Origin of the sequence: Cronobacter dublinensis subsp. dublinensis LMG 23823, assembly GCF_001277235.1 — a bacterium.
GTDB classification, from domain to species: Bacteria; Pseudomonadota; Gammaproteobacteria; order Enterobacterales; family Enterobacteriaceae; genus Cronobacter; species Cronobacter dublinensis.
Window position 1 is genome coordinate 3,757,429 of the sequence record NZ_CP012266.1, and the last position, 21,734, is coordinate 3,779,162.

Genomic DNA, 21,734 nt, shown 5'->3' on the forward strand with positions numbered 1-21,734 from the left:
TTACTGGAGTATGAATGAAGGACAAGGAACTAAGCCAACGCAAGAACGATCATCTGGATATCGTGCTGCATCCTGAGCGCGCTAAACAGACGACGCGTACCGGCTTTGAACAGTGGCGTTTCGAGCACTGCGCCCTGCCGGAGCTTTCGCTCGACGAGATCGATCTCAGCACCCGCCTGTTTGGCCGCCCGATGAAAGCGCCGCTCCTGATAAGCTCGATGACCGGCGGCGCGCGCCGGGCGAGCGAGATCAACCGGCATCTGGCCGAGGCGGCACAGGCGCTGGGGCTGGCGATGGGCGTCGGCTCACAGCGCGTGGCGATCGAGAGCGACGACAACTGGGGGCTGACCGGCGAGCTTCGCCAGTACGCGCCGGATATCCCGCTGCTGGCGAATCTCGGGGCCGCACAGATTAGCAGCGCGCAGGGGCTCGATTACGCCCGACGCGCCGTCGACATGGTCGAGGCGGACGCGCTCATCATTCACCTCAACCCGCTCCAGGAGGCGCTCCAGACCGGCGGCGATCGCGACTGGCGCGGCGTGCTGGCGGCCATTGAGCGGGCGGTACGCGCTCTGCCGGTGCCGGTCATCATCAAAGAAGTGGGTGCCGGGATCTCGGTGCCGGTGGCGCGTCAGCTCGCCGACGCAGGCGTCGCGATGCTGGATGTCGCGGGCGCGGGCGGCACCAGCTGGGCGGCGGTGGAAGGCGAACGCGCCGCCAGCGCGCACGCGCGCAATGTGGCGATGGCTTTCGCGGGCTGGGGCATTCCCACCGCGCAGGCGCTGCGCCAGTTGCATCAGGCGCTCCCGTCGATGCCGCTTATCGCCTCCGGCGGCATTCGCGACGGCATTGACGCCGCCAAAGCGCTCGCGATGGGCGCGCGCCTGGTCGGCCAGGCCGCGGCGGTGCTCGGCAGCGCCACCACCTCCACCAGCGCAGTGCTGGCACATTTCGCGGTGGTGATTGAGCAACTGCGGGTCGCCTGTTTCTGTACCGGCAGCGCCAGCCTCGACGCGCTGAAAGACGCTCGCCTGGTTCGCGCCGGGGATGAGGAATGAGCCACTACGCCGTCATTACGCCCCCGCTTTACAGTCACGTTCACGCCATGCAGGCGCTCGCGCAGGAACTTCTCGCGCGCGGGCATCGCATCACGTTTATTCAGCAGGCAGAGGCCCGCACGCTGCTGGACGATCCGCGCATCGGGTTTTATCCGGTCGGCGAAAAGAGCCACCCGCCCGGCAGCCTCGCCCGCACGTTGCGCCTGACGGCCCACCCTGGCGGCCCGGCAATCCTGAGCCTGATTAACGATCTGGCGCGCACCACCGACATGCTGTGCCGCGAGCTGCCCGACGCGCTGACGCGGCTTGGCGTCGACGGCCTGATTGTCGACCAGATGGAAGCCGCAGGCGGCATCGTCGCCGACGCGCTCGGTCTGCCCTTTATCTCGGTCGCCTGCGCACTGCCGGTCAACCGCGAGCCGGGGCTGCCGCTGCCGGTCATGCCGTTTCGCTACGCGCAAACGCCGCGCGCCCGCAAGATTTATCACGCCAGCCAGCAGGTACACGACTGGCTGATGGGGCGGCACGGCGAGGTCATCGCCCATCACGCGAAACGCTTCGGGCTCGCGCCCCGTCACGGCCTGCATGACTGTCTCTCGCCGCTGGCGCAGATAAGCCAGACGCTTGGCGTGCTCGATTTTCCGCGCCAGTCGCTGCCCGCCTGTTTTCATGCCGTCGGCCCGCTGCGCCCGCCGCAGCCGTCGGTGGCGGAGCCGCTGCCGGATGCAGCGCGCCCGCGCGTTTTCGCCTCGCTTGGCACGCTACAGGGCCACCGTTACGGGCTGTTTCGCACCATCGCCCGCGCCTGTCGCGATGCCGACGCCGAACTGCTGGTGGCGCACTGCGGCGGGCTTAACCCCGCGCAGGCGGCCCAGCTCGAAACCTGGGGCGCGACGCGCGTCACCGCGTTTACCGACCAGCCGCTGGCGCTCAGTCAGTCACACGCGGTTATCACCCACGGCGGGCTCAACACGGTGATGGATGCCGTCGCCAGCGCCACGCCGCTGCTGGTCGTGCCGCTGGCGTTCGACCAGCCGGGCGTCGCGGCGCGGGTGGAGCACTGCGGCATCGGGCGGCGCGTCTCGCGCTTCGCCGGTCGCCGCGCGTTTACCCGCCAGCTCCAGGCGCTGCTTGGCGATGCGGGCTGCCGCACGCGCCTCTCGGCGATGCAGCGCGCGCTGGCGCAGGCCGGCGGCGCGACGCGGGCGGCGCAGATCACCGAACAGGCCCTGCGCGAGCGTCGGCCCGTCACGGCGCAGGCCCGGCCATGACGAGCGAATGGGATCTGATACTGGCAGGCGGCGGCCTCGCCAACGGGCTTCTCGCCCTGCGCCTGCGCGTGCTGCAACCGGCGCTAAAGGTGCTGCTGCTGGAGGCGGACGAGGCGCCCGGCGGCAATCACACCTGGTCGTTTCATGGCGACGATATCACGCCCGCGCAGCACGCCTGGCTAACGCCGCTGGTGGCGCACCGCTGGGACGGCTATGAGGTGCGCTTCCCGGCGCTTAAACGCACGCTTGATGGCGGCTATTACAGCGTGACGTCAGAGAGATTCGCTGACGTTCTGCAAAAGACGCTGGCAGAAAACCTCTGGCGCAACGCGCCGGTGGCGCAGCTCACCCCGCAGTCCGTCACGCTGGCGGACGGACGCACACTGCACGCCCGCGCGGTTATCGATGGTCGCGGCTGGCGGGCGAGCCCGCACCTGACCGTCGGCCAGCAGGCGTTTCTCGGCCAGCAGTGGCGGCTCGCCGCCCCCCATGGCCTGACGCGCCCGGTTCTGATGGACGCCACCGTCGCGCAGCAGGGCGGCTACCGGTTTGTCTATACGCTGCCGCTCACGCCCGACACGCTGCTGATTGAAGATACGCATTACATCGACAGCGCGACGCTAGACCCTGCCCGCGCACGGGAGAATATCGCCGACTACGCCCGCACGCAGGGCTGGCAATTGATGACGCTTCTGCGCGAGGAGCGCGGCAATCTGCCCATCACGCTCACCGGCGCGCCGCAGGCGTTCTGGCAGGAGGCGCAGGGCGTTGCGCGCTGCGGCCTGCGCGCCGGGCTGTTTCACGCGACCACCGGCTATTCGCTGCCGCACGCGGCGGCGCTTGCCGATCTTATCGCGTCGCAACCGCCCGCGACGCCGCAGGCGTTATATGCCCTGACGGCAGGTTACGCGCAGCGCCAGTGGCGGCGTCAGCGCTTTTTCCGGCTGCTGAACCGGATGCTGTTTCTCGCCGGGAAACCGGACCAACGCTGGCAGGTGATGCAGCGCTTTTATGGACTTAACGCGGGGCTTATCGCCCGGTTTTACGCCGGACGACTGACCCCTCTGGATATGGCGCGGCTGTTGACGGGCAAACCACCGGTTCCGGTGGGCGAAGCCCTGCAGGCCGTCCTGAAGCACACACCCCGGCTGCGAGCTTTTCATCATGACTAAAACTGTTGTTATCGGGTCCGGCTTTGGCGGCCTGGCCCTGGCTATCCGCTTACAGGCGGCGGGCGTTCCCACGCTACTCCTTGAGCAGCGCGATAAACATGGCGGGCGGGCGTATGTCTATGAGGATCAGGGCTTTACCTTTGACGCAGGCCCGACCGTCATCACCGATCCTTCGGCCATCGAAGAGCTGTTCACGCTGGCCGGTAAAAATATTGCTGATTACGTCGATCTCTTACCCGTCACGCCGTTTTACCGCCTCTGCTGGGAGAACGGCCAGGTGTTTAATTACGATAACGATCAGGCGAGCCTTGAGGCGCAGATCGCGCGCTTTAACCCGCGCGACGTCGAAGGCTATCGCCAGTTCCTGGCCTATTCGCAGGCGGTGTTTAAAGAAGGCTACCTGAAGCTTGGCGCGGTGCCGTTTCTCTCGTTTCGCGATATGGTGCGCGCAGGCCCGCAGCTGGCGCGTTTGCAGGCGTGGCGCAGCGTCTATGGCATGGTGTCGAAATACATCGAAGATGAGCACCTGCGCCAGGCGTTCTCGTTCCATTCGCTGCTGGTCGGCGGCAACCCGTTCGCCACCTCCTCGATCTATACGCTTATCCACGCGCTGGAGCGCCAGTGGGGCGTCTGGTTCGCCCGCGGCGGCACCGGCGCGCTGGTGCAGGGGCTGGTGAAGCTGTTTACCGATCTGGGCGGCGAGACCGAACTTAACGCGCAGGTGACGCGCCTTGAAACCCAGGGCGATAAAATCTGCGGCGTTACGCTGGCAGACGGCCGACGCATCGCCGCCAGCGCCGTCGCCTCTAACGCCGACGTGGTGCATACCTACAACAACTTGCTCGGCCACCACCCGCGCGGCGTCGCGCAGGCGGCGTCGCTGCGGCGCAAGCGCATGAGCAACTCGCTGTTCGTGCTCTACTTCGGGCTAAATCATCATCACAGCCAGCTGGCGCACCACACCGTTTGCTTCGGGCCGCGCTACAAAGCGCTGATTGACGATATTTTTAACCGCGACGCGCTGGCGGAGGATTTTTCGCTCTACCTGCACGCGCCGTGCGTGACCGATCCGTCGCTCGCGCCGCCGGGCTGCGGCAGCTACTACGTGCTGGCGCCGGTGCCGCATCTCGGTACGGCCGATCTCGACTGGAATATCGAAGGCCCGCGCCTGCGCGACCGCATCTTCGCGTACCTTGAGCAGCACTACATGCCGGGCCTGCGCGACCAGCTGGTGACGCACCGGATGTTCACGCCGTTTGACTTCCGCGACCAGCTTGGCGCGTACCAGGGCTCGGCGTTCTCGGTAGAGCCTATCCTCACCCAGAGCGCCTGGTTCCGTCCGCATAACCGCGACAGCCGCATCGATAACCTCTATCTGGTTGGCGCGGGCACGCACCCTGGTGCAGGCATTCCGGGCGTGATCGGCTCGGCGAAAGCCACCGCCGGGCTGATGCTGGAGGATCGCGCATGAGTGATAAACCGCTGCTGACGCACGCGACCGAAACCATTGAGGCGGGCTCAAAAAGCTTCGCCACCGCCTCGAAACTGTTCGACGCCGATACGCGCCGCAGCGCGCTGATGCTCTACGCCTGGTGCCGCCACTGCGATGACGTCACGGATGGTCAGGTGCTCGGCTTTCGCGCGCCGGACGCGCCCGCCGACAGCCCGCAGGCGCGCATCGCCCTGCTACGCGCGCTGACGCTTGAGGCTTACGCGGGTACGCCGATGACCGAGCCGAATTTTGCGGCATTCCAGGAAGTGGCGTTGCGCCACCAGATCCCGCCGTCGCTGGCGCTCGATCATCTGGAAGGCTTCGCGATGGACGTGCGCGACGAGCGCTATCACACCTTTGATGACACGCTGCGTTACTGCTATCACGTCGCGGGCGTGGTGGGGTTGATGATGGCGCGCGTGATGGGCGTGCGCGACGAGGCAGTGCTGGATCGCGCCTGCGATCTGGGCCTCGCGTTTCAGCTGACGAACATTGCGCGGGATATCGTTGAGGATGCCGCCATCGGGCGCTGTTATCTGCCGGATGAATGGCTGATGCAGGAAGGACTGCGCCGCGAGACGCTGGCGGCGCGCGAGCATCGGCCTGCCCTTGCGCGCCTTGCCGCCCGCCTGGTGGACGAAGCGGAGCCCTATTACGCCTCGGCGCGCGCCGGGCTTGCCGGGCTGCCGCTACGCAGCGCCTGGGCTATCGCCACCGCGCACGGGGTGTACCGGGAAATTGGCGTGAAGGTGAAGCGCGCAGGCGCGAACGCCTGGGAGACGCGCCAGGGCACCAGCAAAGCGGAGAAACTGGCCCTGCTGGCGAAAGGCGCGGCGATGGCGGTCAGCTCTCGCGGCGCGACCTCGACGCCCCGCCCTGCGGCGCTCTGGCAGCGTCCGTCCGCGCAGGACGACCGTTACGCTCACGCAACACCGCCTGCAGCTTAGCGACCGGCGGCGCGTAGAGAAAACCAAAAGAGACGCAGCCTTCGCGTCCGCGCACCGCGTGATGCAGCCGGTGCGCCATATAGAGCCGCTTCAAATAGCCCCGGCGCGGCACATAGCGAAACGGCCAGCGCTGGTGCACCAGCCCGTCATGCACAATAAAGTAAAGCGCGCCGTAGAGCGTCATCCCGGCGCCAATCCACTGTAGCGGCCAGTGGCCGCCCGCGCCGAGCGCGATAAGCGCAATCGCCACGCCAGCAAACACCACGGCGTAGAGATCGTTGACCTCAAACCAGCCTTTACGCGGCGTGTGGTGGGAGAGATGCCAGCCCCATCCCCAGCCGTGCATAACATATTTGTGCGTCAGCGTCGCCACGATCTCCATAACGGCGACCGTCAGCAACACGATCGCCACGTTATACAGCACAGTCATAATTTCTCCTGGGCCCGGTGGAAGGAAACATCCTGTTGCCGGGAAACGTCAGCGCCATATGCGCTGCAACCCAGAGAGTATAGCAATCCAGGCGCAAATACCTGACCGATTCGCTTACCGGACGCCAGAATAAAAAACCCCGGCGAACCGGGGTAAAGGTCTGGCAGGGCTAACGCTTAAAAGTGTTCCCAGTCGCCCTGGGCGCCCGCGACGGCGAGCTTTTTCGGTACGGGCATATCGCTGACAATCACCGGCGCAGCGACAGGTGCCGGACGCTGCGGCGCGCCGTTGCCGACGTTAAACACGGCGACCATCTGTTCCAGTTCGCGCGCCTGCTCTTCAAGCGACGAGGCGGCGGCGGATGACTCTTCTACCAGCGCGGCGTTCTGCTGGGTGGTGGTATCCATTTCCGACATCGCCTGGCCTATCTGGGCGATGCCGCGGCTCTGTTCGGTACAGGCGCGGGCAATCTCATCCATAATCTCGCGCACTTTCGCGACGGAGCCGACGATATCTTCCATCGCCACGCCCGCGCTCGCCACCAGTTCCGCGCCGTTTTCCACGCGCTGGTTAGCCTCGGTGATAAGCGCGCCTATCTCTTTCGCGGCGGTGGCGCTGCGGCTTGCCAGCGTGCGTACTTCGCCCGCGACCACGGCGAACCCGCGGCCCTGTTCACCGGCGCGCGCCGCTTCCACGGCGGCGTTGAGCGCCAGAATATTGGTCTGGAAGGCGATACCGTTAATGACGCTGATGATGTCGGCGATTTTCCCGGAGCTTGCCTGGATAGTACGCATCGTCTCGACCACTTCACTCACCACTTTCCCGCCCCGATCCGCATTGGTGGACGCCTGCGCGGCCAGCATGCTCGCCTGCTGGGCGTTGCCTGCGGTCTCTTTTACGGTAGAAGTAAGCTCTTCCATGCTGGCGGCGGTCTGCACCACCGCGGCGGACTGCTCCTCGGTGCGCGAGGAGAGGTCAATATTCCCGGCGGCGATCTCCGACGACGCCCGCGAGACGTTATCCACGCCGTGACGCACGCGGGTGATAATGCTCTTCAGACTGTCGTTCATGGTGCCGACCGCCTGCATCAGGAGGCCCGGCTCGTCGCGACGCGCCGAGGAGACGGTCACGGTCAGATCGCCCTGCGCGATGCGATTCGCCACCGCTAAGGTTTCACGCAGCGGTCGGGTGATATTGCGGGTAATGAACGCCGCGACAATCAGCCCGAACAGGACGCCTGCCAGCGTGCCGCTGAGCATCAGCGTTTCGACATGGCTAATGGATTTCGCCATGCGCATTTTACGAAACTCATGGAAGTCGCTCACCGTCTGGTTCAGCTCGCCTGCGGCGACGCTGAGCGTGGTCGACTGGGTCTGCTGCTCCGCGAAAGCGGAAACAAACAGCGCGGCGCTGCTGTGCAGCAGGCGGGTGTGATCGGCAAGCGCGGGCAACCAGCCGAGCGGCGCATCGCGGGTGCTGGCGGCCAGCAGCGAGGCGGTCGCGTCAATGCTCGTCAGAAGTTCGTTGAGTTGATTAAGTATTTCGCGATCGCCGCGAATGACCAGCGCGTCGACAACACTCTGCACCTGTTGCGCTTTCGCGGCGAGGCGGGCTGCCAGCATCGCCGCCTGCGGACTGGCGTCAGCTTGCTCGCTGAACATGGAAGCCTGGTCGATAAACTGCGACGGCCACTGCTGATGCAGATCGGCGGCGAGCGTGTTGCGCTGACGCAGCGTCTGAATATATTTGTCACGTACTTTCAGATAGGTTTGCAGGTTCGTCTGCATGGCCGCAAACCGGGTGCGCCCTTCGGTATCCATGTTAAAGAGCGACAGCGAAGCGAGCTGCGACTCTACCTGACGCAGCGCATTCGCGTTGAGTTCGGCATACTTCTCATCGCTGGTCAGCTGAAACAGCGTGCGGTTAATACGCGCCTCGTTGAGGGCCGTCACGATACTGACGGTCAGCGTTTCCTTACGGGCATTTTCATCCACCTGGCGAAAGCCATAAATTCCGGCGCCAGCAATCAGCAGCATAATGCACAAAACAATAATAAAACCTGACGTCAGTTTTTTTCCGACGCTGAGGTTATTCACTTTCTCGCCAAACGACGTCACTAAAGCCATTGCATTCACCATCACATTAAAATGATAAAAATTGTTAATTGTTTATCGTCAGTGAAAGAATGATTCTTTAGCGAACGCCCTCTCAAAACCGCATTCAAAAAAATTCAACGAGTTTTACCGGCTGTATAAATTAAACGTAACGAAACGGATAAAACCAGATAAATAAAAAGCGCATTGTGCGCGCAATAAAGTGCAAAAGTAGGCACTTAAGCGCAATTGTTTTTCACTGCTCCCCGTCTTTCCCGCTTTCCTTTTAACGCAAATTTTTGTCGCAGGCGCAGCGCGGTTTACGGTGCCATTTTTAACCCGCTGATACTACGCTAATTTTATTTTTTGATTTTTTTAAACCAGTCGGTCAATTAATGTAGCATCGCTAAATACGATTTTAGTGAAATTTAACTAACGTTCCGATTTTACTCAAAATGCGAGGTGGCGGTGTAATTCACTCACATTGATGGTGATACGGGTATCACACGTAAAAAGTAAAAAACGGGTAAAAATATATCATGTATTATTGTTAAGCCTGAGCGAATAATTTCCCACGGCAACCAGTCTGATTTTGGGTAACGTCGCAGATCGCCGATGCGTATTTATTCACGAGCGATGCAGGGTGAATCTGTTACAAGCGCCTTTCAACGCCGCCGCGCTGGTAAAGCATCCAGAAAACACCGTTCGTATGCCGCATTCGCGTGACCTGCCTCACATTACTCCCCTGCCTTGCGAAGATGGCTAACCGCTCGTCCCGCTATACGACCATTCAGGGCGGCAATCGCGCCGCTTAATCATTTCGCCGCTCGCCGCTGCGCGCGTTTTGTCATCATTAGGCACGTTTTAGATCTTTCCGGTTACCCGCCGCCTGCGCCGTTATGGATGTTCGTCACGGGCGGTTTTATCTCTGTCTGAACAGCAGGTCTACTATGGACAAAAAAATAGTAATGAAACATCTGCCCTGGGCGCTTCTTGGCGTGATCGGGGCCTTTTGTCTTGCCGTGGTGGCGCTACGCCGCGGCGAGAGCGTCAGCGCCTTGTGGATTGTGGTGGCGTCCGTCTCCGTCTACCTGGTCGCTTATCGCTACTACAGCTTTTACATCGCCAGCCGCGTGATGAAACTCGACCCGACGCGCGCGACGCCGGCGGTCATCAATAACGACGGCCTGAACTATGTGCCGACCAACCGCTACGTGTTGTTCGGCCACCACTTTGCCGCGATTGCAGGCGCGGGCCCGCTGGTCGGCCCGGTGCTGGCCGCGCAGATGGGCTATCTGCCCGGCACGCTGTGGCTGCTCGCAGGCGTGGTGCTGGCGGGCGCGGTGCAGGATTTCATGGTGCTGTTTATCTCCTCGCGCCGTAACGGCGCCTCGCTCGGCGAGATGATAAAAGAGGAGATGGGCCCGGTGCCGGGCACTATCGCGCTGTTTGGCTGCTTCCTCATCATGATTATTATCCTGGCGGTACTGGCGCTTATCGTTGTGAAAGCGCTGGCGGAGAGCCCGTGGGGCGTCTTTACCGTCTGCTCGACGGTGCCGATCGCGCTGTTCATGGGGATCTACATGCGCTTTTTGCGCCCCGGCCGCGTGGGCGAAGTGTCGGTGATTGGTGTGGTGCTGCTGGTGGCGTCCATCTGGTTTGGCGGCGTGATCGCAGCCGACCCGTACTGGGGCCCGGCGCTGACCTTTAAAGACACGACCATCACTTACGCGCTGGTGGGCTATGCGTTCGTCTCCGCCCTGCTGCCGGTGTGGCTGATTCTGGCCCCGCGCGACTATCTGGCAACCTTCCTGAAAATCGGTGTGATTGTTGGCCTCGCCATTGGCATTGTTATCCTGAACCCGGAACTGAAAATGCCTGCGGTTACGCAGTACATCGACGGCACCGGCCCGCTGTGGAAAGGTGCGCTGTTCCCGTTCCTGTTTATCACTATCGCCTGCGGCGCGGTTTCTGGTTTCCATGCGCTGATTGCTTCCGGCACCACGCCGAAACTGCTCGCGAACGAAACCGACGCGCGGTTTATTGGCTATGGCGCGATGCTGATGGAATCGTTCGTCGCCGTGATGGCGCTGGTGGCGGCGTCTATCATCGAACCAGGCCTCTATTTCGCGATGAACACCCCGCCCGCCGGACTGGGCATTACCATGCCGAACCTGCATGAGCTCGGCACCGGCAACGCGCCGCTGATCCTCGCGCAGCTTAAAGACGTCTCCGCGCACGCGGCGGCGACGGTGAGCGCCTGGGGCTTTGTGATAACGCCTGAGCAGATCATGCAGACCGCCAAAGATATCGGCGAGCCTTCGGTGCTCAACCGCGCAGGCGGCGCGCCGACGCTCGCGGTCGGTATCGCGCACGTGTTCCACAAAATTATGCCTGCGGCGGATATGGGCTTCTGGTATCACTTCGGCATTCTGTTTGAAGCGCTGTTTATCCTGACCGCGCTGGACGCCGGTACGCGCTCTGGCCGCTTTATGTTCCAGGATCTGGTGGGCAATTTCGTGCCGTTCCTGAAAAAAACCGATTCGCTGGTGGCGGGTATCGTCGGCACCGCAGGCTGCGTCGGACTGTGGGGCTATCTGCTCTATCAGGGCGTGGTGGACCCGCTTGGCGGCGTGAAGAGCCTGTGGCCGCTGTTCGGCATCTCTAACCAGATGCTGGCCGCCGTGGCGCTGGTGCTGGCGACCGTGGTGCTGGTGAAGATGAAGCGCACCCGTTATGTGTGGGTGACGGTCGTACCGGCGGTGTGGCTGCTTATCTGCACCACCTGGGCGCTCGGGATGAAGCTCTTTAGCGACAACCCGCAGATGGAAGGCTTCTTCTACATGGCGAACGCGTATAAAGCGCGGATCGCGGCGGGCGGCGCGGAGCTGACCGAGCAGCAAATAGCCAACATGCACCACATCGTCATCAACAATTACACCAACGCGGGTCTGAGTATTCTGTTCCTGGTGGTGGTGTACAGCATCATTTTCTACGGCGTGCGCACCGCGATGAAGGCGCGTCGCTCGACGCAGCCCGTCGCCAAAGAAACCCCGTATGTGCCGGTGCCGGAAGGCGGCGTGAAGACCACGTCACACCATTGATTGATGGAAATTCGGTTGGTAAACGGCGGGTGCGCAGGCTTAGGCTTACCCGCCGTACATAACAAATGCATCGGTTGAATGCCGGGCGGGTAAGCGAAGCGCACCCGCCTGACATCGACACCATCCCAGGCCCCGGCGCGCATCGCGCCATCTGGCTTTTTCTGTCTGGACAACATCATGTTTGGTAACTTAGGGCAGGCGAAAAAATATCTGGGTCAGGCAGCGAAAATGCTGATCGGCATTCCGGACTATGACAACTACGTTGAGCATATGAAAACCAACCATCCGGATAAACCGTACATGACCTACAACGAATTCTTCCGCGAGCGCCAGGACGTGCGCTACGGCGGAAGCGGCGAAGGCGGCATGCGCTGCTGCTGACAATTTGCGGAGGTAGAAATGCAACCCGTTGCGGTCACGCTATTAACCGGCTTTCTCGGTGCCGGAAAAACCACGCTGCTGCGTCATATCCTCGAAGCCGATCACGGCTACAAGATAGCGGTGATTGAAAACGAATTCAGCGAGACGCCCATCGACAGCGAGCTTCTCGGCGACCGCGCCACCCAGGTGAAGACGCTAAGTAACGGCTGTATCTGCTGTACGCGTTCGCAGGAGCTCGAGACGACGCTCCTCGATCTGCTGGCGCTGCTGGACAGCGGCGCGTCGACGTTTGACCGGGTGATCATCGAATGCACCGGTATGGCGGACCCCGGCCCGATTGTGCAGGCGTTTTTTTCTCATGACACTATCTGCGAGCGCTACCTGCTGGATGGCGTGATAACGCTGGTCGATGCCGTCCACGCCGGGCAGCAGATGGACCGCTACGCGCTCGCGCAGTCGCAAATCGGCTACGCCGACCGCATTCTGCTGACCAAAACCGATATCGCAGGCGAAGACGACGCCCTGCTGGCCCGCCTGCGACGCATTAACGCCCGCGCGCCAGTGCATCGCGTCGTGCATGGCGAGGTTGACCTGCGGCTAATTTTCGACACTCAGGGCTTTATGCTGGAAGAGCGTATCGTCGAGCCCGCGCCGCGTTTTCACTTCGCGGCCCCGACGCAGACCGATATCACGTCTGTCGTGGTGAACTTCGACTATCCGGTCGCGCTCGATGCGATTTCCCGCGTCATGGAAGGGCTACTGCTGCGCTTCAATGAGCGTCTCCTGCGCTATAAAGGTATGTTGTTTATTGAAAACGAGCCGCGCCGCCTGTTATTCCAGGGCGTCCAGCGTCTTTACAGCGCCGACTGGGATCGCGAATGGACAAGCGACGAAACGCCGCGCAGCACGCTGGTGTTTATCGGCGCGCACCTGCCTGAAGAGGAGATCCGCGCGGCCTTCGCCGGGCTGGCGCCGAAGGAACGTTAAGCCTGCTTTTCCCTTCGCCCCTGAGGAATGCCGTTATACGCCTGCCGCCCGGCAGGCGTTTATTCTTCGCGTAATTCGTGTCGCGCCGCCTGCGCCAGAAAGTGGCTGCGGTCCCGGTATCGTCCGGCGCTCGCTTTTACCCGATTGTCGATGCGCTGGATAAGCGTATCCGGCAGCGTGATATTAATTCGCTGCTGACGCCCTTCGAGCCCGCTGAGATCGACCTCGATCGCAAACCAGCTATCGTAAGCGCGATAATCCGGATGCGCGGCATAGACAAGATGCCCCGCGTCCGCGATCGTCTCTGGGCGGTATTTACCGCTACGGATCATCTCCTCCAGCACCAGCAGAATCGCCTCGCGCGCCGCCGTCGCGATGCTCGCGCGATCGTCCGCCGCTGAATAACACCCAAACGCTTCATTACACAGCGCGGGCACCACGATGCCCCACGCCACAGCGTCATTATCGGGCGTCTCAACGCCTACAGAAAAAAACATGTGCGCCTCCCGCGTTTCACGATTTCAGTCCGGCCATTTTCAGAATGGCGTGCAACGTGCCGGGCGGCAGATCCTTTTTCGGGTGCGGCACCGCAAATGTTTTACCGGTCAACGGCGACCACCAGATCTGATGACTGCCGCCGTTGTGCCTGACGCATTCGCAACCCGCCGTCTGTAGTCACCTGATAAGCTCACTGGATCTCATCCGCCCTCCTGGCCTGATAAATATACACACCAATACACACAAGAACAATCCGCCAGCGCCTGGCACCGGCAGGCCTTCGTGCGCACTATGCGTTTTTTTCAGGAAACGTGCTGAACGGCGCGAAAACGCTGCGAGGCGTGTTCAGAAACTCTCTGCGTCAGGCGCTGATTTTTTATTGCCAGGCACCCTCCCCCTCATCCTCCATCCACGGGGCGTCGTCGGGGAAGTCATAAGGGAAATCCAGGTCAGGCGGCGGCTCGCGGTAGAGCGCGATCTGCGCAGGAGAGAAAAGCGGCTCTGCGTGGCTGGCAAGATGCAGCGGCGGTTCGCCGGGGAGCGGGCCGCGAGGGGCTGCGTCAAAGGCTGTCAGTGCATCACCCTCGCAGCGATCGTCAGGGGAGAACGGCGTACAGCCGCTGACAGCGCTGTTCGCGGTATTGCCTGCGGGTTCATAACTCTGCGTCCACAGCACCGTGATATTGAGAGTAATGATGGCGAGCAAAAAGAGAGAAATAAGGCTCCCTGCTGAAAAATCCCGTTTCATACGCATCCTCGCCGGTGATGAAGTCACCCGTAGAGCGTAGTAATAAAAAGTAAGACAAAGAGGAAGTGATTGTGATTCTGTGTAACTCGATGTGTCGGTAAGGCGTTTGCGAAGAGGAAACAGAACGGGAGCCAGGCTCCCGTTCAGGCTTACTTAAAGCTGCCGACCAGCGCCTGGCGCTGCTCTTCAAGCTGGATAGTGCGGGTACAGACTTCGTGCCCGAACTGCTGGAAATCCGCTTCCTGGTTTTTCCATTCATTCTGAATAGCGGTTTGCAGGCCGCCGAGGCTGCCGAGCACGCCTTCCAGCGGATTGCCGCCGCCTTTCAGCACCGCTTTAGCGCCCATTTCGTTGATGCTGTCCTGAAGAATGCCGCCCATCGCCTGATTCACCAGTTGCTGGCCGTCGGCGCGCACCTGATCGATGGCTTTATAGTGGAACGTCAGCCCGTCGTCGCGATGTTCGATGATCCGGTTCATCTGCGTTTTCAGCTGCGCGTCAAGCTTAGTCAGGCGCCCACGCATGCTGCTGTTTTCGCCCACTTCTTTCGCAATAATTTTATCCAGCGCGACGCGGCCTTTCTCGACGCGCGACAGCGCGCCCTGATCGACCCACGGCAGCGTGGCGCGCAGCGCTTTTTGATAGTCGAGCGCCTGCTGGCGCTGGGCGGCAGAGAGCGTGACCGCTTTACCGTTAAACTTCACCGCGCCATCCGGGCCAATGACCAGATCGCCGTTTTCGCCCACCACCTGAACCATCTGGGGCTTAAGCACCACGTCGTCGCGCGGCGTGACGCTGCATTTGTATTCCGCCTGGGCCTGCATCGCCGTCACCAGCAATACGCCCAGCAGCGCTTTACGCATCATACTCGCTCCTTAAATGCCAACGGGCCGGCTGAGCCGACCCGTTTTTTACCTTAATCCCACCAGATGTCGACCAGCTCGCTGACCTGCACATCCGTCATGCCGCGCGCTTCCAGCCACTTGCGCACGACGTCACGATCTTCATCGGTGCATTTGCCAATCTGCTGGCGGAACACCAGCCCTTCCCAGGCCTGGTTGCCGCTGCCGCCAAAGGCCAGACCGTTTGGCTCGATAGCCTCGTTGATAAGCTCATCGACCGTGGTGTTGATCTGCTCATCCGTGGCGCCCTGCGGGAAACGCCAGGTTACCGTAAAGCCCAGTTCCTGAAATTCGTCGATGTGCATCTTTTTACGCAGACGACGGCTACGGTTCTTCGCCATTATTTTACTCTCCCGAACATTAAGTCCCATACGCCGTGGCCAAGACGATGGCCACGCTGTTCAAATTTGGTCACCGGGCGCGAAGCCGGGCGTGGTACATAATCCTGAGTCTGGGACAGGTTCTCATACCCTTCCACCGAGGACATTACTTCGAGCATATGTTCAGCATAAGGTTCCCAGTCGGTCGCCATATGGAACACGCCGCCGGGCTGCAATTTACTTAGTACCAGCTGCGCGAACGGCACCTGTACGATGCGACGCTTGTTGTGGCGCGCTTTGTGCCACGGATCCGGGAAGAAGAGCTGCACCATATGCAGCGAGCCGTCGGGGATCATTTTTTCCAGCACTTCGACCGCGTCATGACACATCACGCGCAGGTTTTCGACGCCCTCGTCATGCGCGGCGCTCAGGCAGGCGCCCACGCCCGGCGAGTGCACTTCAATACCTAAGAAATTCTGCTGCGGATTGGTTTTCGCCATTTCCACAAGCGAAGAGCCCATGCCGAAGCCGATTTCCAGCGTCACCGGCGCGTCGCGGCCAAACAGCGCCACGAAATCGAGCGGCTCTGCGCGATATTCAACGCCCATCACCGGCCAGTAGTGGTCCAGCGCGTGCTGCTGCCCTTTGGTCAGGCGCCCCTGGCGGCGGACGAAGCTGCGAATCCGGCGCAGCGCGCGGCCGTTTTCATCAAATTCCGGTGAAATGACGTCGTTATTCATGGCGATTAGTCTGTTTGAGTAGTGGTTCGGGAAACGGGCATTATCCAAAGATAGTTGCCCGATGCAAGCACAGGAAAGTTCCTGTTTACAGCCCGCAGGGCCTGTGCTGGAATCACAGCCCCTGATTTCTACAAGCCGGAAGCCACGCGTTAATGATGCAGGCACAGCAGTTCTCCCGCCAGGTGCTCGACTGGTACGACAAATATGGGCGCAAAACCCTTCCCTGGCAGCAGGAAAAAACCCCTTACAAAGTATGGCTCTCGGAAGTGATGTTGCAACAAACGCAGGTCACGACGGTTATCCCGTATTTTGAACGCTTTATGGCGCGCTTTCCTGACGTCACGGCGCTCGCGAACGCGCCGCTCGACGATGTGCTGCACCTGTGGACCGGCCTTGGCTATTACGCCCGCGCCCGCAATTTACATAAAGCGGCGCAGCAGGTGGCGACGCTGCACGGCGGCAAATTCCCTGAAACCTTCGAAGAAGTGGCGGCGCTGCCGGGCGTCGGGCGCTCGACGGCCGGCGCGGTGCTGTCGTTATCGCTTGGCAAACACTTTCCTATCCTCGACGGCAACGTGAAACGCGTGCTCGCGCGCTGTTACGCGGTCGAAGGCTGGCCGGGTAAAAAGGAAGTGGAAAACCGCCTGTGGCAGATAAGCGAAACGGTGACCCCGGCTGACGGCGTGGCGCGCTTTAACCAGGCGATGATGGATCTCGGCGCGATGGTTTGCACGCGCTCGAAACCGAAATGCGAGATCTGCCCGCTCAATAGCGGCTGCGAGGCTTACGCGCATCAGAGCTATGCGAAATACCCCGGTAAGAAACCCAAACAGACACTGCCGGAGAAAACCGGCTATTTTCTGCTGCTCCAGCACGAAGAGGCGCTGCTGCTGCACCAGCGCCCGCCGGTGGGGCTGTGGGGCGGCCTTTACTGTTTTCCGCAGTTTGAGAGTGAAACCGCGCTGCGCGACTGGCTGCATGCCCGCGGCATTTCCGCCGACGGCCTGACGCAGCTCACCGCGTTTCGCCACACCTTCAGCCATTTCCATCTGGATATTGTGCCGATGTGGCTTGGCGTGCAGCAGACCGCCGCCTGCATGGATGAAGCGACGGGTCTCTGGTATAACTTAGCCCAGCCGCCTGCGGTGGGCCTCGCCGCTCCCGTTGAGCGCCTGTTACAGCAAGTGCGCGCAGAGCCGGTGGCGTCCCGCCCCGCTCGCGCCATTCATGAGGATTAATGATGAGCAGAACCATTTTTTGTACTTTCCTTCAGCGCGACGCCGAAGGCCAGGATTTCCAGCTCTATCCGGGCGAACTGGGTAAGCGTATTTATAACGAAGTCTCAAAGGAAGCCTGGGCGCAGTGGCAGCAGAAGCAAACCATGCTTATCAACGAGAAGAAACTCAACATGATGAACCCGGAGCATCGCAAGCTGCTGGAGCAGGAAATGGTGAACTTCCTGTTTGAAGGCAAAGAGGTGCACATCGAAGGCTACACGCCGCCGGAACAACAGTAAGGGCCTCTGGCCCTTTCATTTAACCCAACAGCACGCCCGGAATGATGAAAAAAATATTTGCGCTCGCGTTGATAGCGCCGTTGCTCATCTCCTGTTCCAGTAAAAAAAATGCTGAAAACGCCTATAACGAGGCCTGGATTAAGGACACCAACGGGTTTGATATTCTGATGGGCCAGTTTGCCCATAACATTGAAAACATCTGGGGATTTAATGAAGTTTTGATCGCGGGCCCGAAGGATTACGTTAAGTACACCGACCAGTACCAGACCCGCAGCCATATTAACTTCGACGACGGCACCATTACGGTGGAGACGATAGCCGGAACCGAACCGGCGGCGCGCCTGCGTCAGGCGATTATTACGACGCTTTTGATGGGCGACGATCCGGGCTCTATCGATCTCTATTCTGACGTTAACGATATTCAGATCTCCCGCGAGCCCTTCCTCTACGGCCAGGTGGTGGACAACACCGGGCAGCCGATCCGCTGGGAAGGCCGCGCCTCGAAATTCGCCGACTACCTGCTGCAAACGCGTCTGAAAAGCCGCAGCAACGGCCTGCGTATTATCTACAGCGTGACCATCAACCTGGTGCCGAACCACCTCGATAAACGCGCCCATAAATATATCGGTATGGTGCGTCAGGCGTCGCGTAAATATGGCGTGGATGAGGCGTTGATCCTCGCGATTATGCAGACCGAATCGTCCTTTAACCCGTATGCGGTGAGCCATGCCGACGCGCTCGGGCTGATGCAGGTCGTGCAGCACAGCGCCGGTAAGGATGTCTTCCGTTCGCAGGGTAAATGGGGCACGCCGAGCCGCAGCTATCTGTTCGATCCGCAGAGCAACATTGATACCGGCACTGCGTATCTCGCGATGCTCGACAATGTGTATCTGGGCGGCATCGCCAACCCGACCTCGCGTCGTTACGCCGTTATTACCGCGTACAACGGCGGCGCAGGTAGCGTATTGCGCGTGTTCTCCAGCGATAAAGATCAGGCGGTGAATATCATTAACCGCCTGTCGCCAGGGGATGTGTACGAGACGCTTACCACCCGCCATCCGTCAGCGGAATCGCGCCGGTATCTCTATAAAGTGAATACCGCGCAGAAAAGCTACCGCCGCAAATAGCGCGGCGTAGTGCAGCGCCGTCCCGTGGTGGGTGGCGCTGCGCACCCGCCTTTTTTTATGCCCCATCACGACGGCAACGCCGCCAGTAGCCAACTCACGGCCAGCAAATCTGCGCTGCCGCCGGGGCTGAGGTTGCGTGCAATCAATGCGCGGTCCATCTCCCGCAGCGCATCCTCGTCCCAGCCGCGCGCCAGCAGACCGCTCGCATACGCCTGCACGTAGCGCAGCCCCGCAAGCCCGCCGCGTGACGCCAGATTGGTATCGGGGTTAACCGCCATCAGCCGCAGCAGCGCCTGCTGCAAACCTCGCTCGCCCTGCGCAGGCTGCCAGAACGGCAAAACGTGGCGGCGCACTATCGCAAAACCGCTCTCCGCCTCGCCGCGCGCGCCTGTGAGACCACACTCGCGATACAGCCGCTCGCCCGCCGTCGCCGCACGTCGCCCGTGCGCCAGCTCGCGCGCCACCATGCCGCGGGTCATCGCGCTCACCGTCATGCAGAGCGTGGTTGCGCTCAGCGATTCGCCCTTAGCCGAAAGTCTCCCTGCGGCGGCGCACAGCAGGCCGAGCGAGAAAATACCGCCCTTATGCGTGTTTACGCCGCCGGTGGCGCTAAACATCGCCTGTTCGCAGGCGAGCCCCGCCGGGCGCAGGCGCCGCAGCATCTCGCGTTCCGGTTGCCCGGCGTCCTGCGCGCCCTGCTGGTAAAACACCCGCAGCCACGGCGCGATCGCGTTGATGCTGGCGACAAACAGCGCGTGATCCATATCCCGGTGCGCGCCGCTGTTGGCGCGGTCCACCAACCCTGGTTTCGGCGTCAGGTTCAGTTCGGCGTACAGCGCCGCCACAGCGAGCAGCGGCACATCGGCCACGCGCGCCGGGCACGTGTCAGTCGCGGGCAAACCAGTCATCAATCATCTTCTCCACGCGCCCGACCACCTCTTCCAGCGGATGACGACGCGAACGGGCGCAGGCGTGAGCCGGTTCGTCGCACAGCAGGCAGCGCCGCCCCGGACGGTCGAGCGACGCGCGCCCCACCTGGCCCGCCTGCGGACAGTGAACGTCGAAATCCCACAGCCTGCCGAGCGGGTGCGTCTGCTCAAGCGCCACGCACAGCGCTTTGATTTCGCTCGCCGGGTGCGCGACGCTCCAGAGCGCCGTCGGGCCCGCAGGCGCGTGAAACACTTCGCGCGCGAGCCACGACCAGCGATGCTGCCACAGCAGCTGATCGCAGGCCTGAACCGCCACCGCGAACGCGTTACGGTAGCGCACGCTGTCTTTCACCGGGCCGGGCGTCACCAGCGAGAGTGAAATCACCGGCTGGCCGTAGCGGGCAAGCCACGCCTGCTGGCGGCCCGCGCGCGCTTCTTTTGCCGCCAGCAGCTCATCAAGCGTGACGCCCGGATAAAAGGGCGTATCAATTTCCATGCGTTACTCCTTAACCTGACGCACCACGTCGATAACGCTGCCATCACGGTAGCGCACCACGCCAACGATGCGGTCGGTAAATTCAATCGGTTTCGGCTCGCCGGCGATCGCCACGGCGCGTTCGCACAGCGCGTGGATATCAACGACGTTAAGCCCCGCCGCGACCAGCCGCTCGCGCACCTCAGGCCGCGCCGGATTGACCGCAATGCCGTGATCGGTGACCAGCACGTCGATGCTCTCGCCCGGCGTCAGGCGGGTCGTGACGCGTTTCACGACCGTCGGAATGCGGCTGCGCAACAGCGGCGCCACCACGATGGTGAGATTCGCCGCCGCGGCCACGTCGCAGTGCCCGCCGGAGGCGCCGCGCATCACGCCGTCGGAGCCGGTAATCACGTTGACGTTAAACCCGACGTCAATTTCCAGCGCGCTCAGGATAACCACGTCGAGCTTGTCGCAGCAGGCCGCTTTGCTGGCGGGGCTTGCGTAAACGTTGGTGGAGATTTCGATATGCTTCGGGTTACGCGCGAGCGACGCCGCCGCCTGGCTGTCAAAGCACTGGGTGTCGAGCAGGACGTCGATCAGCCCTTTTTCATGCAGATCCACCAGGCTGCCGGTAATGCCGCCGAGCGCGAAGCGCGCCTTCACGCCGCGGCGCGCCATTTTCTCCCCAAGAAACCGCGTGCAGGCGGTAGATGCCGCGCCAGAGCCGGTCTGCATCGAGAAGCCCTCGTTGAAATAGCCGGAGTGCTCGATAACATCTGCGGCGTAGCGGGCAATCATCAGCTCGCGGGGGTTACTGGTGACGCGCGCCGCCCCCACGCTTATCTTCGCCGGGTCGCCCACGCTCTCCACCGGCACCACAAAATCCACGCGATCCTGCGACAGGCTCGCGGGCATGTTCGGGTAAGGCACCAGCGTTTCGGTCAGCAGCACGACGTTACGGGCGAACTGTGCGTCCACCATCGCGTAGCCGAGCGAGCCGCAGCAGGATTTGCCGTGGCTGCCGTTGGCGTTGCCGAATTCGTCGCTGCACGGTACGCCGAGAAACGCCACGTCAATCGTCAGCTCGCCATCCTGCAACAGCTTGACGCGCCCGCCGTGGGAGTGGATCTGCACCGGCTCGGCCATCAGCCCGTGAGAGATGGCATCCGCCAGCCTGCCGCGCATGCCAGAGGTGTAAATCCGCGTGATGACGCCGCTTTCAATATGCTCGATGAGCGGATCGTTGCAGGTCATCAGCGAGCTGGACGCCAGCGTCAGGTTTTTAAAGCCCATCTGCGCGAGCGTCGCCACCACCTGGTTAATCACCCGGTCGCCTTCGCGAAACGCGTGGTGGAATGAAATCGTCATTCCGTCGCGCAGGCCGCTTTTTCGCACCGCCTCTTCCAGCGACGCGCAGAGTTTGCGGGCGTGTTTGCATTCATCGTCCGCCAGCCACGGCGTGGCGGTATGGGCGGTGTCGAACGGCGTCAGGTCGCGCAGGTGCGGAAACTGCACGTGCAAAAGTTCTGTCTGGTTCATGG

General features: G+C 61.8%; 21 protein-coding genes and 1 pseudogene. 11 read left to right on the top strand and 11 right to left on the bottom strand.

Features of this window, described 5'->3' with window-relative positions; translation table 11 throughout:
* The first annotated feature begins 14 nt into the window (after window positions 1-14).
* From fni to crtB, 5 genes are read left to right on the top strand one after another with little or no spacing between them, the layout of a single operon-like run.
* Complete coding sequence (gene fni, locus AFK67_RS17365) at window positions 15-1,058, top strand: type 2 isopentenyl-diphosphate Delta-isomerase (RefSeq protein WP_007727061.1); 1,044 nt, start codon at window positions 15-17, stop codon at window positions 1,056-1,058.
* A complete protein-coding gene (locus AFK67_RS17370; protein ID WP_053532917.1) occupies window positions 1,055-2,329 on the top strand; it encodes a glycosyltransferase in 1,275 nt (424 codons plus the stop codon). The genes fni and AFK67_RS17370 overlap by 4 nt, the downstream gene beginning before the upstream one ends.
* Complete coding sequence (gene crtY, locus AFK67_RS17375) at window positions 2,326-3,501, top strand: lycopene beta-cyclase CrtY (protein ID WP_007709515.1); 1,176 nt, start codon at window positions 2,326-2,328, stop codon at window positions 3,499-3,501. The genes AFK67_RS17370 and crtY overlap by 4 nt, the downstream gene beginning before the upstream one ends.
* Window positions 3,494-4,972: a phytoene desaturase gene (locus AFK67_RS17380; RefSeq protein ID WP_007709516.1), complete on the top strand. Its 1,479-nt coding sequence runs from the start codon at window positions 3,494-3,496 to the stop codon at window positions 4,970-4,972. The genes crtY and AFK67_RS17380 overlap by 8 nt, the downstream gene beginning before the upstream one ends.
* Window positions 4,969-5,940 (top strand): 15-cis-phytoene synthase CrtB, encoded by a 972-nt coding sequence (gene crtB, locus AFK67_RS17385; RefSeq protein ID WP_007709519.1) that lies wholly within the window; start codon window positions 4,969-4,971, stop codon window positions 5,938-5,940. The genes AFK67_RS17380 and crtB overlap by 4 nt, the downstream gene beginning before the upstream one ends.
* Here the strand turns inward: crtB and AFK67_RS22255 are convergent.
* Together AFK67_RS22255 and AFK67_RS17390 are read right to left on the bottom strand one after the other, a co-directional pair.
* Window positions 5,837-6,370, bottom strand: a complete 534-nt coding sequence (locus AFK67_RS22255) for a sterol desaturase family protein (RefSeq protein WP_071602241.1) — start codon at window positions 6,368-6,370, stop codon at window positions 5,837-5,839. The genes crtB and AFK67_RS22255 overlap by 104 nt on opposite strands.
* A 176-nt stretch (window positions 6,371-6,546) precedes the next feature.
* Window positions 6,547-8,496, bottom strand: a complete 1,950-nt coding sequence (locus AFK67_RS17390) for a methyl-accepting chemotaxis protein (protein ID WP_038884524.1) — start codon at window positions 8,494-8,496, stop codon at window positions 6,547-6,549.
* A gap of 917 nt (window positions 8,497-9,413) precedes the next feature.
* Between AFK67_RS17390 and AFK67_RS17395 the strand changes: the two genes are divergently transcribed.
* From AFK67_RS17395 to yjiA, 3 genes are all read left to right on the top strand, one after another.
* On the top strand, window positions 9,414-11,567 hold the full coding sequence (locus AFK67_RS17395) for a carbon starvation CstA family protein (protein ID WP_038884527.1): 2,154 nt from the start codon (window positions 9,414-9,416) through the stop codon (window positions 11,565-11,567).
* A 177-nt stretch (window positions 11,568-11,744) separates the two neighbouring features.
* The gene (locus AFK67_RS17400; RefSeq protein ID WP_007709526.1) at window positions 11,745-11,948 is read left to right on the top strand and encodes a YbdD/YjiX family protein; all 204 of its coding nucleotides are present in this window, start codon (window positions 11,745-11,747) and stop codon (window positions 11,946-11,948) included.
* 18 nt (window positions 11,949-11,966) lie between these two features.
* A complete protein-coding gene (yjiA, locus tag AFK67_RS17405; protein WP_038884529.1) occupies window positions 11,967-12,935 on the top strand; it encodes a GTPase in 969 nt (322 codons plus the stop codon).
* 59 nt (window positions 12,936-12,994) lie between these two features.
* Here the strand turns inward: yjiA and AFK67_RS17410 are convergent, their stop codons facing one another.
* From AFK67_RS17410 to trmB, 6 genes and pseudogenes are all read right to left on the bottom strand, one after another.
* Window positions 12,995-13,432: a type II toxin-antitoxin system HicB family antitoxin gene (locus AFK67_RS17410; RefSeq protein WP_007709528.1), complete on the bottom strand. Its 438-nt coding sequence runs from the start codon at window positions 13,430-13,432 to the stop codon at window positions 12,995-12,997.
* A 16-nt stretch (window positions 13,433-13,448) separates the two neighbouring features.
* Window positions 13,449-13,637 (bottom strand): annotated as a pseudogene (locus AFK67_RS17415) (type II toxin-antitoxin system HicA family toxin).
* Between the two features lie 172 nt (window positions 13,638-13,809).
* Complete coding sequence (locus tag AFK67_RS17420) at window positions 13,810-14,181, bottom strand: hypothetical protein (protein ID WP_007709529.1); 372 nt, start codon at window positions 14,179-14,181, stop codon at window positions 13,810-13,812.
* 149 nt (window positions 14,182-14,330) lie between these two features.
* Window positions 14,331-15,047, bottom strand: coding sequence for a YggN family protein (locus AFK67_RS17425; protein WP_007709530.1), 717 nt, complete (start codon window positions 15,045-15,047; stop codon window positions 14,331-14,333).
* 50 nt (window positions 15,048-15,097) lie between these two features.
* On the bottom strand, window positions 15,098-15,424 hold the full coding sequence (locus tag AFK67_RS17430; protein ID WP_007709531.1) for a YggL family protein: 327 nt from the start codon (window positions 15,422-15,424) through the stop codon (window positions 15,098-15,100).
* On the bottom strand, window positions 15,424-16,143 hold the full coding sequence (gene trmB, locus AFK67_RS17435) for a tRNA (guanosine(46)-N7)-methyltransferase TrmB (RefSeq protein WP_007752347.1): 720 nt from the start codon (window positions 16,141-16,143) through the stop codon (window positions 15,424-15,426). The genes AFK67_RS17430 and trmB overlap by 1 nt, the downstream gene beginning before the upstream one ends.
* 155 nt (window positions 16,144-16,298) lie before the next feature.
* On the opposite strand from trmB, the gene mutY reads away from it, so the two are divergent.
* Genes mutY through mltC form a run of 3 tightly spaced genes read left to right on the top strand, consistent with a single transcriptional unit; the run spans window position 16,299 to window position 18,786 of the window.
* Window positions 16,299-17,381 (top strand): A/G-specific adenine glycosylase, encoded by a 1,083-nt coding sequence (gene mutY / locus AFK67_RS17440; RefSeq protein WP_085958806.1) that lies wholly within the window; start codon window positions 16,299-16,301, stop codon window positions 17,379-17,381.
* Window positions 17,382-17,383: 2 nt separating this feature from the next.
* Window positions 17,384-17,659 (top strand): oxidative damage protection protein, encoded by a 276-nt coding sequence (locus AFK67_RS17445; RefSeq protein WP_007709534.1) that lies wholly within the window; start codon window positions 17,384-17,386, stop codon window positions 17,657-17,659.
* Window positions 17,660-17,703: 44 nt separating this feature from the next.
* Window positions 17,704-18,786 (top strand): membrane-bound lytic murein transglycosylase MltC, encoded by a 1,083-nt coding sequence (mltC, locus tag AFK67_RS17450; RefSeq protein ID WP_032966211.1) that lies wholly within the window; start codon window positions 17,704-17,706, stop codon window positions 18,784-18,786.
* 65 nt (window positions 18,787-18,851) lie between these two features.
* On the opposite strand, the gene citG is transcribed toward mltC, so the two are convergent.
* The 3 genes from citG to citF are packed head-to-tail and all read right to left on the bottom strand — an operon-like array spanning window position 18,852 to window position 21,732.
* Entirely contained in the window at window positions 18,852-19,694 is an 843-nt protein-coding gene (gene citG / locus AFK67_RS17455) for a triphosphoribosyl-dephospho-CoA synthase CitG (protein WP_032966212.1), read from the bottom strand.
* The gene (citX, locus tag AFK67_RS17460; protein ID WP_007709546.1) at window positions 19,672-20,211 is read right to left on the bottom strand and encodes a citrate lyase holo-[acyl-carrier protein] synthase; all 540 of its coding nucleotides are present in this window, start codon (window positions 20,209-20,211) and stop codon (window positions 19,672-19,674) included. The genes citG and citX overlap by 23 nt, the downstream gene beginning before the upstream one ends.
* Window positions 20,212-20,214: 3 nt before the next feature.
* A complete protein-coding gene (gene citF / locus AFK67_RS17465; RefSeq protein ID WP_007709552.1) occupies window positions 20,215-21,732 on the bottom strand; it encodes a citrate lyase subunit alpha in 1,518 nt (505 codons plus the stop codon).
* Window positions 21,733-21,734: the final 2 nt, after the last annotated feature.

What these genes read in the sequence shown, in the direction of transcription:
- AFK67_RS17420 (WP_007709529.1), bottom strand. Translation starts at nt 14,181, where the DNA reads ATGAAACGGGATTTTTCAGCAGGGAGCCTTATTTCTCTCTTTTTGCTC.
- crtY (WP_007709515.1), top strand. Translation starts at nt 2,326, where the DNA reads ATGACGAGCGAATGGGATCTGATACTGGCAGGCGGCGGCCTCGCCAAC.
- AFK67_RS17400 (WP_007709526.1), top strand. Translation starts at nt 11,745, where the DNA reads ATGTTTGGTAACTTAGGGCAGGCGAAAAAATATCTGGGTCAGGCAGCG.
- trmB (WP_007752347.1), bottom strand. Translation starts at nt 16,143, where the DNA reads ATGAATAACGACGTCATTTCACCGGAATTTGATGAAAACGGCCGCGCG.
- AFK67_RS22255 (WP_071602241.1), bottom strand. Translation starts at nt 6,370, where the DNA reads ATGACTGTGCTGTATAACGTGGCGATCGTGTTGCTGACGGTCGCCGTT.
- citG (WP_032966212.1), bottom strand. Translation starts at nt 19,694, where the DNA reads ATGACTGGTTTGCCCGCGACTGACACGTGCCCGGCGCGCGTGGCCGAT.
- AFK67_RS17445 (WP_007709534.1), top strand. Translation starts at nt 17,384, where the DNA reads ATGAGCAGAACCATTTTTTGTACTTTCCTTCAGCGCGACGCCGAAGGC.
- mltC (WP_032966211.1), top strand. Translation starts at nt 17,704, where the DNA reads ATGAAAAAAATATTTGCGCTCGCGTTGATAGCGCCGTTGCTCATCTCC.
- AFK67_RS17370 (WP_053532917.1), top strand. Translation starts at nt 1,055, where the DNA reads ATGAGCCACTACGCCGTCATTACGCCCCCGCTTTACAGTCACGTTCAC.
- AFK67_RS17380 (WP_007709516.1), top strand. Translation starts at nt 3,494, where the DNA reads ATGACTAAAACTGTTGTTATCGGGTCCGGCTTTGGCGGCCTGGCCCTG.
- fni (WP_007727061.1), top strand. Translation starts at nt 15, where the DNA reads ATGAAGGACAAGGAACTAAGCCAACGCAAGAACGATCATCTGGATATC.
- AFK67_RS17390 (WP_038884524.1), bottom strand. Translation starts at nt 8,496, where the DNA reads ATGGCTTTAGTGACGTCGTTTGGCGAGAAAGTGAATAACCTCAGCGTC.
- AFK67_RS17395 (WP_038884527.1), top strand. Translation starts at nt 9,414, where the DNA reads ATGGACAAAAAAATAGTAATGAAACATCTGCCCTGGGCGCTTCTTGGC.
- citX (WP_007709546.1), bottom strand. Translation starts at nt 20,211, where the DNA reads ATGGAAATTGATACGCCCTTTTATCCGGGCGTCACGCTTGATGAGCTG.
- yjiA (WP_038884529.1), top strand. Translation starts at nt 11,967, where the DNA reads ATGCAACCCGTTGCGGTCACGCTATTAACCGGCTTTCTCGGTGCCGGA.
- AFK67_RS17410 (WP_007709528.1), bottom strand. Translation starts at nt 13,432, where the DNA reads ATGTTTTTTTCTGTAGGCGTTGAGACGCCCGATAATGACGCTGTGGCG.
- citF (WP_007709552.1), bottom strand. Translation starts at nt 21,732, where the DNA reads ATGAACCAGACAGAACTTTTGCACGTGCAGTTTCCGCACCTGCGCGAC.
- crtB (WP_007709519.1), top strand. Translation starts at nt 4,969, where the DNA reads ATGAGTGATAAACCGCTGCTGACGCACGCGACCGAAACCATTGAGGCG.
- mutY (WP_085958806.1), top strand. Translation starts at nt 16,299, where the DNA reads ATGCAGGCACAGCAGTTCTCCCGCCAGGTGCTCGACTGGTACGACAAA.
- AFK67_RS17430 (WP_007709531.1), bottom strand. Translation starts at nt 15,424, where the DNA reads ATGGCGAAGAACCGTAGCCGTCGTCTGCGTAAAAAGATGCACATCGAC.
- AFK67_RS17425 (WP_007709530.1), bottom strand. Translation starts at nt 15,047, where the DNA reads ATGATGCGTAAAGCGCTGCTGGGCGTATTGCTGGTGACGGCGATGCAG.